Below are 13321 nucleotides of genomic sequence, written 5' to 3'. Positions count from 1 at the left end.
TGTGGATAGAGCAGGCCTGCACTGGTCTGTCTGGTGGTCAACGCCGGGGGCGGGTCAGCACTGCGTCTTGGCGGGTGGGACGGTGCGGTCGGTGAAGTAGGCGTTGATGCGGTCGCGGGCGCAGGCATTGAACCCGTACAGCGTGTGGCCGGGGCCGTCGTGATGGATGGTGGCGCTGCCCGGCACCTGGGACAGGATGCGTTCCACTGCGTCCGACTCGCCCCACGCCCCCGCTCCCAGCATGGGCGGCAGGCCCTTCGGGAGAGGGGCGGGTGGGTTGGTGACGGGCTGGGGCCAGCCGATGCAGCCCAGGGTCGCCGAGGCGATCGTGCTGGCGGTGCCGGTGTTGGGCGCCACGCGGAGCAGGCGCTTGGTGGTGGCGGACATTTCGGCGCGGTTGGCGAAGCGCGGCCAGTCGGCGCATTCCGTGACACCCGTGGCTTGGTCGGGGTAGCGGGCGCCGCGCTCAGGCACGAAGTCGGAGGCGTCGCCCTTGGTCGCCTTGCGGATGGCCTGGGCCAGCTTGGGCCAGGCCGAGGCGCCTTGGCGGGCCAGCGCAATGGCGAAGCTCTGCAGGTCGCGGGCCTTGTAGGCGACGTTGGCGGTCTTGGTGGGGATGGGGGTGCGGTCGGCCCGGGCGATCAGCTTGGGCCAGAGAGCGGGGACGTCGCCGCAGTCGTTGGTGGCGCACCAGGTGAAGAAGCGTCGCAGGAACTGCTCGTTGGACTTGGCCATCTCCTCCAGCTCGCCCTCCCAGTCGGCGGCGCTGTGGCTCCAGGTGCCGTCCAGGACCATCGTGCGGACCTGGTTGGGGAAGAGGCGGGCGTAGGCCTGGCCGTAGAAGCCCGCGTAGGAGGCGCCGTAGTAGTTGAGCTTCTCCTCACCCAGGGCCTTCCGGATCGCTTCCATGTCTCTGGCCTGATCTGCCGAGCTCATGTTGGCGAACAGCTCGGGGTCCTTGTGCCGGCAGGCCTCCGCGTAGCCGCGGTTGGTGTCGGACAGACGGCCGAAATCGGCGTCGTCCCTGGGGGCGTCGGGGATCGGGATGCGGGTCCACGTGCACGGCAGGCCTGTGCTGAGGCCGCCGAACTGCTCGCCGTAGCCGCGTGTGTCCCACGTGACGATGTCCATGCGCTCGCGGAGCTTGGCCCACCAGTCGGGGCTGGACTGGGTGATCGCGATGCCGGGGCCGCCCGGGCCGCCGTAGGACACCAGGACCGAGCCTTCCGACTTGCCGGTGGCCTTGAGGCGGCCCAGCTTGAGGGTGATCTTGCGGCCGTCGGGTTTCTGCCAGTCGACCGGGACCTGGAGATCGGCACATGCCATGCCGATCTTGTCATTGGGGCAGGTCTGCCACTCTGGAGGGCCGTCGGCGGCCGCCGCCGTCGCTGGGGCGTGCAGGCCCGCGCCGAGCAGGGCCCCGAGTGTCAGGGCGATGGTGAGGGGCTTGAACATGGCGTTCACGATGCCGGGGCGGGGGGTGGGATCGCGTCGGACCAGGGTTTGGTTTTGGGGAGGGCGTAGTCAGACCTGGGGTTGTCAGACCATCCCGTCCACCGGCACAGCCGCCTCGCGCGGAGACTGCGGTGCACGGTGAGGTGCCCGACGGCGATCCGCGCGGCGGCGGCGCGCGCGGACAAATGGGTCTTGCGGCGGTGGTGTGGCGTTGTCAACATCAACAACGTGAGCAAATGGCAGTGGGCCTGGGAAGGCGTACTGGGAGTCGTCACGGTGCTGGCGCTGGCGACGGTCCTGTTCACCGCCCCTGACGGTCACTTCCTGAACATCGTCGCGTCCTCCGCTCCGACCGGCATGGTGGCCGTGGCGCTGTCCCTTTCGCTGCGAACCGGCACGCCCAACCTGGCCGTGGGGTCCGTGTCCGCGCTCTCCGGCGCGCTCATCGCCACCTTCGTGACCGTCACCGGGATGCCGCTGATCGTCGGACTGCTGCTCGTGGTCCTGCTCGCCGGGATCGCGGGCCTGGTCATGGGAGCGTTCACGGTGCTGCTGTCGGCGCCGTCCTGGGCGGTCACGCTGGCCTCCGCCGTGGTGTGCGACGGACTGCTGTTCGCCGTCAGCCAGGGCAGGACGGTCATCCTGCCCGATCCGCCGTCCCTCCCTCCCGTGGTGGGGTTCGTGCTGTTCGCCGTCGTCTCGGTGGCGGGCGGAGTGGTGTGGAAGTGGCGGGACCTTCGCCGGTCGCTGAGCAATGAGTGGGTGGGCCCTCTGGCCGGGCTGGCCGGATCGTGTGTGCTCGCGGCTCTGGGCGGGTTCATGCTGCTGCTGCGGTTGGGGGCGGCGCAGCCGGCCTCTCAGGGGCTGTTCACCGCTGTGTTCGCACTCGCAGCCGTCGTTCTGGGCGGCACGAGTATCGGCATGGGTCCGGGTACGGGTCCGAACGGTGAGCGTGGCTCGTCGGCGGTCACCCGCGTGCCCGGCGAGCACGGTGCGACGGCGGCCGCCGACCTGCCCGGCGCGATCGGACGCGGCGGGCTCGGCGTCATCGCGTACGGCGACCGTGGCGCCGTCGGCGGCACGGTGTTCGCCGTGCTTCTCCTGGCCGTCATTCAGGGTCAGCTCGTCCTGCTGGGCGTCCCGGCGTACCTCCTCATGGTCGTCCTGGGCGGCGTCGTGATCTGCGGCCTGACCGTGTCACGGGCGCTCGACGCCCTCCGTCCGGACGCCCCGCCCTCAGACAGCCCCCCTCCAGGCGCCCCCAGGCCAGGCGCCTCGAGTCCGGACGTCCCCCGTCCGTAGGTCAGCCCAGCGACCTCTTCAAGAAGTCCACCTGGAGCAGCAGCAGGTTCTCCGCCACGACCTCCTGCGGCGTCATGTGCGTCACCCCGGACAGCGGGAGCACGCTGTGCTGCCGCCCGGCCGCCAGCAGGGCGGAGGACAGGCGCAGCGTGTGGGCGGCCACCACGTTGTCGTCGGCCAGGCCGTGGATCAGCAGCAGCGGGCGTTCGAGCTTGGCGGCGTCCGCGAACAACGAGGACTTCTCGTACACCTCGGGCTGCTCGTCCGGATGGCCCAGGTATCGCTCGGTGTAGCAGGTGTCGTACAGCCGCCAGTCCGTCACCGGCGCCCCCGCCACCGCCGCGTGGAACACGTCCGGCCGCCGCAGCACCGCCAGCGCGGCCAGGAACCCGCCGAACGACCAGCCGCGAATGGCCACCTTCGTCAGGTCGAGGTCGTCGGGGTACTGCTCGGCCACGCCCTGCAGGGCGTCGATCTGGTCCTCGAGCGCAGGCGTCGCGAGGTCGTTCAGCACGGCCCGCTCGAACTCCGGACCCCGGCCGGGCGTGCCACGCCCGTCGGCCACGACGACGGCGAAACCCTGCTCGGCGAACCACTGGCTCTCCAGGAACGCGCCGCGCCGGTTGAGCACCCGCTGCGCGTGCGGGCCGCCGTACGGATCCATGAGGACCGGCAGCCTCCGCGAGCCCTGCTCGTGCCACGAGGGCAGCACCACGGCGGTGGCCAGCTCGCGACGGCCGGAACGGCCGAGCGAGACGCGCAGGTCGAGACCGGGCCGCTCGGCGAACGACGGGATCGGCACCGCCATGCCGTCACGCCGAACCACCGTGGTCGACACGCCCTCGGCGTCGAGGCTCTGCTCGGTCAGCACGCCGACGCCGCCCGCCATCCGCCCCGAGAACACCCCGGAACGGGTCGAGACGGGCAGCAGCGAGTGCCCGTCCCAGGTCCACAGATGGATCTCGGTCGGGTCGCCGCTCGCGCTGAACAGCACGCTGTCGTGATCGACGTCGAGCACCGCCCGCACCTGCAGCGTGGGCGGCGTGACCGCGCGGTCGCCCACGAACAGCCGGTTGCCGCCCCCGGAGCTCGCGACCCACACCAGCGAGCCGTCGTCGAGGTGCGCGGGCACACCGGTGACGATGTCGACCCAGGCCGGATCGGTGTCCTCGCGCACGAGCGTGGTCGCGCCGGTCGCCGGATCGACCGTGAACAGCCGCATTGTCCGCTGATCGCGGGTCAGGGTCACGATCGACAGCGCGTGGGGGTCCCAGGCCGCCGTCGTGAGGTATTCCTCCGCGTACGGCACCGCGACCCGCGACCCGTCGAGCCCCAGCACGAACAGCTCGGTGACGGCGTTGGGCGTGCCGGCGGCCGGATAGCGCTGGTCCGCGGCCGGACGTTCGGGGTTGGCCGGGTCGGCGATGTGCCAGACCCGGACCGGGGCCTCGTCGGCGCGCTCGACCAGCAGCGCGTCGCTCGACGGCGCCCACCAGTGGCCGCGCATCCTGTCCATCTCCTCGGCGGCGATGAACTCGGCCAGCCCGTACGTCACCGTCTCCGACTCCGGCGTGGCCAGCGCGCGGTCCTCGCCGGTGATCAGGTCCTGGACGCGCAGCGCCCCGCCCGTGACGTATGCGACATGTCGCCCGTCAGGCGACAGCCGGGGATCGATGACCGCGCCCGGAGCGTCCAGCCGCCGTGCCTGGCCGCTCGCCAGCTCGACGACGTAGAGACCGCCGGACAGAGCGAAGCAGGCCCGCGTCACGTCCTTGTCGGTGGCGTACGCGACCACGCCCCCCGCCGCCTCCCGGCTGCGCTCACGTCTGGCCCGCTCCTCGGGAGGCAGGTCCTCCTCGTCGCCGTGGAGCGTACGCGGATCCACGACCAGGCGCTCGACGTGGGTGTCGGTGTCGAGCTCCCACAGGCAGGTCACCGGATCGGTGCCGGACTTCGTACGCAGGAAGACCACCCGGCCGCCGTCCGGAGAGATCGTGAAGCCCCTGGGCACCCCGAGGGTGAACCGGCGGGTCCTGGCAGACAGGCGCGGGAAGCTCTCGCTCATGGCCCCAATCCTGCCATTGGGGAGCCACTACTTGGTCGTCACGATGCCCCTCTCGGCCGGCGCCACCACAGCGGCGCCCGGGGGTACCCGCCGTCCTCCAAGTCGGCCAGCCGCTCGAAGACGTTGTACGAAGCCTGGTTGCCGCAGACCAGCACCGAGCCGAGCATCGACAGGAGGTAGAGCGGGAGCATGGGCAGGCCGACGCACCAGGCCCACTGGGTGGCGTGGCGGCCCTCGTGGAGGATGAGCCGATCGTCCAGCGCGTTCCACTTGGTCAGTACGACGTTACCCACGGTGAACGCTCCTGCGATGGGGAAGCGGTAGCGGTAGCCGAAGGCGAGGATGAGTCCGTTGGGGCCAGATTGCCTGGTCGCGCCGCCGATGAGCGAGATCAGTAGACCGAGCGGAGTGGCGAGATTGATGTAGTTCGCCGCGCGGCGGAACCGGAAGCGCCTCTTCATGCGTCCCACCCTTGACCATTCTTGACAAGTCGGAATAATGGCCCACGTCCTGAAATCTCCCAAAGAGCAGGATTATGAGATTCTCCATCCTGGGCGCGCTGCTCGGCACCGTCGCACTGGCAGGAGCCGGCGGAGTCGCGATCACCCAGACGTCAGCGTCCGATCCCCTACGATCCACTGACAGCAACCCACTAGGCGCTCTAGGCGCGAACGTGGCGTTAACCACCGCCCCGACAACCACCGCCCCGACCACGAGTCCGACCCCAACGGAGAGCCCCACAACCGGGGAGTACACCGCCACGACGAAGGTAGTCAAGAGCCGTGGCGTTTCGTTCCTCGACGTGTCCGTCACGGACGCGGAAGCCGCCGTCTTCTCGGTCAAACAGAAGGTGTGCAAAGGCAGGTCGTGCAAGACGGCCAACGTCAATGTCCTGGTCAACGAGGGCTCGGGAGAGTCCACGAAGAGGCTGGGATGGGGCACGTACAAGAAACGCGGCAAACCGGCCATCACCGTGACGCCGCTTCCGACGGCCACGGTGACAGAGCCCGGCCCGACGGTCACGGTCACCGAACCCGGTCCGACGGTCACTGAGACAGTGACATTCACCTGTCAGCCGGTTGCCGCCGAGCCGACGGAATCCGTCACGCCGACGATCGTCCCGACAGAGACGGGGACGCCGACGAGCACGGGTTCGCCGCCGGTGACCGACACCCCGACGCCGATTCCTACTGACACCGCGACCGAAACTCCCACGGAAACTCCGACCGAAACCCCGACCGACGCTCCGACCACGACACCGACCGACGCTCCCACTGACGCTCCCACCGACAGCGTGACTCCGACGGAGACCTCCTCGGAGATCCCCACCTGTCCGCCGCCGGCGGAGGAGTCGCCGACGGAGGTCCCCTCGGAGACCCCGACGGACACGGCGGCGCCTACCGGCAGCAGCGTCCCGACGGAGAGCCCCTCCGAGAGCCCGACCGCCACGGCGTCGGAATCGGCCAGCACTCCCGCCCAGTAACGTCACGGGACTGCGACCGGCAAGCGGGCCAGGCCAAGCGCCTGGCCCGCTTCATGCCCGGACTGTCGCTAGAGGGTCTTGTACTGCCCGTCGTGGTACAGCAGCGGCGCCCCGTCCGAGGGTGTGTCCAGCGACGTCACCCCGCCCACCACGATCGAATGATCCCCGCCATCGTGCACCGCCGTCGTAGCGCACTCGATCGTGGCGAGGGCTCCGTCGAACAACGCCACCCCCGACGCCCCCCGGTGATGCGACCACCGTGCGAGCTGCCCGTTCAGCGGTCTTCCCCGATGGGCGAAGAAGCGCGAGGCGTCCTCCATGGACGCGGGCAGCACGGAGACCCCCCACACCCCCGCCTCCATCACCGCGTCATGGAACCGGGCCACCTTCTCCGCGCAGAACAGCACGAGGAGCGGATCGAGGGAGACGGAGGTGAACGAATTGACCGTCATCGCATGATCGAGGCCATCCGCCCTGGTCGTGACGATCGCGACCCCGGTGGCGAAGCGGCCGACCACCTTGCGGTACGTTGCCGGGTCCACCGGCCGCTCGATCGAATGCACGAACGCTACTTTATGCCTCTACATAGAGTTCTTCTGAGGGTACCCATGCAAGAGCCACGATCCCCCCCGTGACGTGGGCGAAAGCAGATAGGCGGCCACAATCGCCGCCAACCCTCCGTAAAGGTACACGTACCCGGGCGCGCCCTCCGCGATCACGAGGTCCCCGCCGCCCATCTGCAGCGTGAACGGCATCGTCACCAGCAGCCATCCGAGCGCGGTCACGAAGGCCCCGAGCCTGGCCCGCATCAGCTTGCCCGCCCCCAGGCAGACCCCCAGCAGCGCCAGCACCCACCCGATCGCGGAAACGGGGACGGGAAGGGGCGCGGCCTGCCACAGCAGCACCGGATGCGTGAAACCGCCCACGACCCCCATGACGACACCGAGCACGAACAGCATGCCGTACGCCGCCCCACCGAGGGCCGACTCGGCCTGGCTGCGATGTTCCATGTCGAACGAGGTTAGTCGATGCCCGCGAACAGATCGTTCTCGCGGTCGTGCGGTTCGCCCAGTCCGCCGGCCTCGACGGGCGGACCGGGCACCGGCGGGCCGGGCACGCCGTAGGCCAGCGTGTAGTGCTCGACCCCGAGGATCTCCTGGCCGATGTTGTTGGACAGCGCGAACCACGGGCCGTCCACGCTGATCTGCGTGGCGTGCGCCCGCATGGCCGCCATCTTGCTGCCGGTCCAGGGGCGGGCGTCGATCTCTGTGGTGATGTCCGCGTCGGCGGTGCCGAACGGCATGTCGTCCACGTCCTCGATCAGGAAGTCGACGTCGGCCTCGCGCAGCGCCTCCACCGTGCGCCGCATGACGGACCGGGCGAGTGCCGTGTGGTAGAACTTGGCGATCTGCCACGGCTCGCCCTCGCCGAAGTCCGGGTTCGCGGCCAGCTCGAACGCTCTGCGCGAAACCCGGTGGGCCTGGATGTGGTCGGGATGCCCGTAGAACCCGTTGTCGTCGTACGTGACGAGCACCTGGGGCCGTACCTCTCGGATGACCTTGACCAGCTCACCTGCCGCCTCGTCGAGGTCGGCGCGCCAGAACGCCTTGGGGTGGTCGTTGGTGGCCGCCCCCATCATCCCGGAGTCGCGCCAGCGCCCGGCCTCGCCCAGGAAGCGGTGGTCCTCGACGCCGAGCGCCTGGCAGGCGGCGGCGAGCTCGCCGATCCGGTACGGGCCGAGCGCGTCGTCCTGGTCGGCGGCCAGATGGGCGAGCTCCTTGGGAATGATCTCGCCTTCCTCGCCGAGCGTGCAGGTCACCAGCGTGACGTGGGCGCCCTCGGCGGCGTATTTCGCCATGGTGGCGCCGGTGCCGATCGACTCGTCGTCCGGATGGGCGTGCACGAGGAGCAGCCGTCGGTCAATCATGGGGCTAGAGCGTAACAGTGGCCTCTCCGCCTCCCGGGAGGGAGCGTCTCGCTGCACGAATGGGCGGCTGTCAGCTGGGCGACCTCTGCATCCGGCTGCTCGGCACTCCCTGCGTTCGCCGTGGCGGCGCCTTCAGCGTGCCCAGGGCGAGTGCGGCGACGCCCAGGCCCGAGATGGCGGCGGCGCACAGGAGGGAGGCGATGGACGGCGAGACGACGGTGATGCCTGCTGAGGCCAGCGCGGAGACGGCGACGGCCACGCTCACGTAGATCCAGGTGGCCAGGCGTATCCAGCGCAGGCGCGTGGCCTCTGCGGGCAGGGTGCGGGACAGGAGCCAGGCCAGGGCCGGGAGGAGCAGGACGCCGTGCATGAACACGGCGTGGGCGGGCTTCAGCGTGGTGGCGACCGTGTACGCGAGCTGCTGGTTGCCGGTCACCACCTCGAGGACCCCGCGGGCGATCATGACGGCGCCGAACGCCATGGCGGCGAGGAGGGTGGCGAAGCCCGCGCGCACGGCCAGGCGCATGCTCGGCGCGACGTCCGGATGGGGGCGGAACGCGGCGACGGTCATGGTGATCGCGATGGTGATGAGGACGCCGCCGCCTGCCGCCAGGACCCTCGAGACGGTGGTGTCGAAGGCGGTCTCCATGTTGAAGTGGGACGGGACGCCTCGCCACGCCTGGACGGTGATCAGGGCCACCTCCAACGTGGACGCCGCCGCGAAGGCGCCGACGAGGAGCCGGCGGGCACGGAGCCGTACGAACTGGGAGACCCACGTCAGCGTCAGGACGCTCACCCCGAAGGACACGCCGAACGTGAACGGCTTGCGCCACGACACCGCGCCCTCCCACGGCCCGCCGTCCACGACGAACACGCCCAGGTGAACGAGGCCCACGAGCACCAGCAGGACTCCGATGAGGTACCAGAGGCGGTTCATGGCGCCCATGCTGGCAGGAGGGCGAGGGGCGGCGCGTCGGCCCAGGGTTTGGATCGCGTCTACAACCGTGGTCGTACGGTCAGGGGCTCAGCTTGAGGGTGTGGACGGCCGCCTTCTTGACCGACTCGGGTTTCGAGTACATCGGCAGCAGCTCGCCCCGCGCCCACGCCTCCGCCTGGTCCCAGTAGTTGTCGTGGAAGGCGTGCCCCGACGCGCCCGTCAAGTTGATCCACTGGGACTTGTTCACGTCGGAGAGGTCGACGATCATGCGCATCGACGGCACGGCGGTGATCTCGTACCCTCTCTGGACGTTCCAGCCCGTGGCGTTGACGGCGTCCTTGCTCCCCGCCACGGAGAGCGGGCCGCGGTTGAACAGCGCCTCGACCGGCCCGATCCCCGACGTTCCCAGCGAGCCGTTGACCAGCTCCAACCGGTGGAGGTCCCCCCAGCGCCAGGACTTGACCTCCGGTCCGAGCCGGTCGGCGAGCTCCTGGTACGCCGAGGCCAGCGCCTGCCGGAGGATGTCGTCGCGGGTCTCCTTGCGGTTCTTCGTGGTCACGTCATCCCAGAAGGGGTCGTCCGGGGAGTCGAGCAGGCGCCCGACGACGTCATACCAGCGGTCGCCTCCGGCGGGCCTGGCGCCCGCCGGCAGATCGTCGTTGAACGTCAGAACGAGCACCTGGCGCCACACGGCGTTGAAGTAGGCGGCGGCGGTCGAGTCGAGACCCTGCGTACGGTCCCACGTCTTCAGCAGCTGCCTGGCCTCGCCGCTCGGCCCCGCCAGGTCCACCCGCATCAGGGCCGGCACCAGCGTGTCCGCGAAGCCGTTGTACGTGTCCTGCTGGATCGCCGACATGGTCGCCGCGTCGATCGGGCCCTTCTTGAGCGCTTCCTTGATGCGCTCACGAATGCGTTCGGAACGGTAGCCGTGCGCCCAGTCCTTGGTCAGGAGGGGTTTGTAGCGCTTCGGGTCGATGACGGCGTTGTTCGCCGTGACGATGAACCCGTCCGCCGGGTCCTCCACCGAAGGTAACTGGTCATACGGGATGGGGGCCGTCTTCCAGTCGTACTCGCCCGTCCATCCCGGGACCGGCCAGGTGCCGTCGCCCTTCTCCCGTACGGGGATGCGTCCAGGGGCCTGGTAGCCGATCTTGCCCGTGGTGTCGGCGTAGATGAGGTTCTGGGAGGGCACGTCGAACAGCGCCGCCGCGGCCTTGAACTCCCCCCAGTCGGCCGCCTTGTTCAGCGCGAAGACGGCGTCGGCCGTCCTGCCCGGCGTCAGCGCCGTCCACTGCAGCGCCACCGCGTTGGCCTCGCCGCTCGGCCGCGCGTCGTCCATCACCTCGTTGATCAGCGGGCCGTGCCGCGTGCTCTTGACGGTGATCGTGACCGGGGCGCCGCCCGCCACCTTGATCTGCTCCTGCCTGGTCTCCAGCTTCTCCTGCTGGCCCTTGTACAGGTACGTGTCGCCCTGCACCTTCTCCAGGAAGAGGTCCGCCACGTCGGGCCCCAGGTTGGTGAAGCCCCACGCGATCTTGTCCGTGTGCCCGATGACCACGCCGGGAACGCCCGAGAACGTGAACCCGGTCACGTCGTACGGGCACTCCTCCGAGAGCTTCCGGCAGTGCAGCCCCGCCTGGTACCAGACCGACGGCATCTGCGGCGACAGGTGCGGGTCGTTGGCCAGCAGCGGCTTGCCGCTCTTGGTGTACTCGCCGGAGACCACCCACGAGTTCGACCCGACGCCCTCGCGGTCCGCGGTGCCCATCGTGCTCGGTACGGCGTCCAGGGTCCTGGCGGCCTGGGAGAGCGCGCGGGAGGCGCGAATGCGCGGCTCGGCGTGCTGGTCGAAGCGGCCCTGGTCGACGGCGCCCTCGGTGACGATCGGGGAGTGGCGGTCGTACGGGTAGTCGGGGTAGAGCTGCTCGACCCGCTCCCTGGGCAGCTTGGTCAGCGCCAGCGCGCGGTCGATCTCGTCCTCCATGTTGGAACGCAGGTCCCACGCCATGGCCTTCAGCCAGGCCACCGAGTCGGCCGCGGTCCACTTCTCCGGCTGGTAGCCGCCGTTCTGGATCTTCAGGATGGAGTATTCGAGGCTGCGGTCGGAGGCGTTCGGGTTGGCGCTGAGCCAGGCGTTCACGCCCTTCGCGTACGCGTTCAGGTAGTCCTGGGTCTCCTGGGACAGTTCGGGTAACTCCTGCTCGGCGACCCTGCGCCAGCCCATGGTCCTGATGGCCTTGTCGTTCTCGACCGTGGCCTTGCCGAAGAGCTCCGAGAGGCGGCCGGAGGTCAGGTGGCGGCGGAAGTCCATCTCGTAGAAGCGGTCCTGGGCGTGGACGAACCCCTGCGCCATGAACAGGTCCGCGGCGGTGTCGGCGTAGATGTGCGGGATTCCTGATTTATCCCGATAAATCTCTACATTTCCTTTTAGGCCCGGCAGCCGCAGCGACCCGTCCACCTGCGGGAACGACTTCCGCACCGTGTAGACGAGAACTCCTGTCAGCACCAGCACCAGTGCGACAAGAACGGTCAACACACGTGCGAACCACCGCAACGGCCGCGGCATCCACGCGTAGGGCCTCACCGACACCTCCATCTCCGCCGAACGGCACTAAGTCTGTCAGTCCTGGATCACTCCTCCGGACGCCTTCACAACCCTCGGCAGAGGACTTTTCGGACGCTGGTTACGGTCGAGAACGACCGCCTCACCCGCCGTGCGGAACAGAGCGCGGTCTGCGTTTACTGATGAACCTCAGCGAGGTGTCATGACCAGGTCTGGCCCTCGGGGGTGTCCGCGACGCGGACCCCCATCTCCGCCAGCAGGTCCCGCAGCCGGTCCGACTCTCCCCAGTCGCCGGCCGTCCGCGCCCGGGCGCGGGCCTCCAGCAGCTCCCCGGCCCCAGGAGGCAGCACTCGCGCCTTGCCGATCTCCGTGGAGAGATCCAGCCCCAGCACCTGATCAATGTGCAGGAACGTCTCGAACTTGGCCCCGGGCGCCACCGACGGGTCACGCTCCAGCTCCCGCAGGATCCGCAGCGCGGACGGCGTGTCCAGGTCGTCGTCGAAGGCCGACTCCACCCGCTGCGCGTACTCGGAGGCCATCGGCGCGCTGGGCGACTCCGACCACTCGGCGACCCGTGCCCGCCACCGCCGCACCGTACGGTCCGCGGCCCGCAACGTGTCCCACGTCAGGTTCAGCTGCTGCCGATAACGATGCTCGAGGAACGCCATCCGCACCGCGAGCGGGTCGAGACCGTCCGCGACCACGTCCGACAGCAGCACCACGTTCCCGGTGGACTTCGCCATCTTGCGCCCGTCGAACAGCAGGTGCTCCCCGTGCACCCAGTGCCGGACGACCTCGTGCCCGACTGCGGAGTCGGACTGGGCACGTTCGTCCTCATGATGCGGGAACCGCAGGTCGATGCCGCCCACATGGACCTCGAAGCGCGAGCCGAGAAAGCGCAGGGACATGGCCGAGCACTCCACGTGCCAGCCGGGGAAGCCGCGGCCCCATGGCGAATCCCAGGTCAGCTCCCCGGCGAACGGCTTCCACAGCGCCCAGTCGGCGTGGAAGCGCTTGCGGGGGTCGACGGTGTCGATGCGGTGGGCAGGCTTCAGCGCATCCAGACGATTTCCAGAAATATCGCCGTAAGTTGGGAAAGTTTGTACGTCGAAGAACACCGACCCGTCCGGCACCACGTACGCGTGACCCTGCTCGATCAGCTTGGCGATCAACTCGATCATCACGTCGATGGTCTCGGTCGCCCGCGGCATGTGCTCCGGCGGCCGGATGTTGAGCGCCGCGGTGTCGTCCTTGAAGGCGTCCTCGTAGAAGCGGGCCAGCTCGCGCACCGAGCGCTGCTCGGCCTGCGCCTGCTCCAGGACCTTGTCGGCGCCCGAGTCGGTCAGGTGGCCGACGTCGGTGATGTTCTGGCAGGCCAGCACGCGCACCCGCCGCCGTTCGAGCACCCGCCTGATCAGGTCGGACAGCACGTACGTACGGAGGTTGCCGACGTGGGCGTGACGGTAGACCGTCGGACCGCACGTGTACATGCGCAACGCCCGCCCCGCGGCGATCTCCTCGACCTGCCTGGCGCGAGTGTCGTAGATCCGGAGCATTCTCCGAGCTTAACCGCCGACGCGGAACGACAG

The 13321-nt window shown here is 69.5% G+C and carries 11 protein-coding genes; 2 read left to right on the top strand and 9 right to left on the bottom strand.

The window, feature by feature from the left end:
- Positions 1-54 precede the first annotated feature (54 nt).
- Positions 55-1455, bottom strand: coding sequence for an alpha/beta fold hydrolase (locus AB0J64_RS04010; protein WP_364020220.1), 1401 nt, complete (start codon positions 1453-1455; stop codon positions 55-57).
- 228 nt (positions 1456-1683) lie between these two features.
- Here AB0J64_RS04010 and AB0J64_RS04005 point away from each other — a divergent pair, with 228 nt between their 5' ends.
- Entirely contained in the window at positions 1684-2757 is a 1074-nt protein-coding gene (locus AB0J64_RS04005) for a hypothetical protein (protein WP_364020217.1), read from the top strand.
- 1 nt (position 2758) lies between these two features.
- Here AB0J64_RS04005 and AB0J64_RS04000 read toward each other — a convergent pair whose 3' ends face one another.
- Entirely contained in the window at positions 2759-4822 is a 2064-nt protein-coding gene (locus AB0J64_RS04000; RefSeq protein WP_364020214.1) for a prolyl oligopeptidase family serine peptidase, read from the bottom strand.
- A 38-nt stretch (positions 4823-4860) separates the two neighbouring features.
- Entirely contained in the window at positions 4861-5283 is a 423-nt protein-coding gene (locus AB0J64_RS03995; RefSeq protein WP_364020211.1) for a hypothetical protein, read from the bottom strand.
- Positions 5284-5357: 74 nt separating this feature from the next.
- Here AB0J64_RS03995 and AB0J64_RS03990 point away from each other — a divergent pair, with 74 nt between their 5' ends.
- A complete protein-coding gene (locus AB0J64_RS03990; RefSeq protein ID WP_364020208.1) occupies positions 5358-6305 on the top strand; it encodes a hypothetical protein in 948 nt (315 codons plus the stop codon).
- Positions 6306-6373: 68 nt separating this feature from the next.
- On the opposite strand, the gene AB0J64_RS03985 is transcribed toward AB0J64_RS03990, so the two are convergent.
- From AB0J64_RS03985 to cysS, 6 genes are all read right to left on the bottom strand, one after another.
- Positions 6374-6868, bottom strand: coding sequence for a flavin reductase family protein (locus AB0J64_RS03985; RefSeq protein ID WP_364020206.1), 495 nt, complete (start codon positions 6866-6868; stop codon positions 6374-6376).
- Between the two features lie 18 nt (positions 6869-6886).
- Positions 6887-7315: a DUF6113 family protein gene (locus AB0J64_RS03980; protein ID WP_364020203.1), complete on the bottom strand. Its 429-nt coding sequence runs from the start codon at positions 7313-7315 to the stop codon at positions 6887-6889.
- Between the two features lie 11 nt (positions 7316-7326).
- Positions 7327-8232: an N-acetyl-1-D-myo-inositol-2-amino-2-deoxy-alpha-D-glucopyranoside deacetylase gene (gene mshB, locus AB0J64_RS03975; RefSeq protein ID WP_364020200.1), complete on the bottom strand. Its 906-nt coding sequence runs from the start codon at positions 8230-8232 to the stop codon at positions 7327-7329.
- Positions 8233-8302: 70 nt separating this feature from the next.
- Positions 8303-9169: a hypothetical protein gene (locus AB0J64_RS03970; protein WP_364020197.1), complete on the bottom strand. Its 867-nt coding sequence runs from the start codon at positions 9167-9169 to the stop codon at positions 8303-8305.
- Positions 9170-9248: 79 nt separating this feature from the next.
- Complete coding sequence (locus AB0J64_RS03965; protein WP_364020682.1) at positions 9249-11735, bottom strand: penicillin acylase family protein; 2487 nt, start codon at positions 11733-11735, stop codon at positions 9249-9251.
- A gap of 197 nt (positions 11736-11932) precedes the next feature.
- The gene (cysS, locus tag AB0J64_RS03960) at positions 11933-13288 is read right to left on the bottom strand and encodes a cysteine--tRNA ligase (protein ID WP_364020194.1); all 1356 of its coding nucleotides are present in this window, start codon (positions 13286-13288) and stop codon (positions 11933-11935) included.
- Between the last annotated feature and the right edge of the window lie 33 nt (positions 13289-13321).

The organism is Nonomuraea sp. NPDC049695, from assembly GCF_040674955.1.
Classification (GTDB): domain Bacteria; phylum Actinomycetota; class Actinomycetes; order Streptosporangiales; family Streptosporangiaceae; genus Nonomuraea; species Nonomuraea helvata.
The sequence above is the reverse complement of the archived record's forward strand: the minus strand, read 5'-3'. Positions and strand labels throughout refer to the sequence as shown.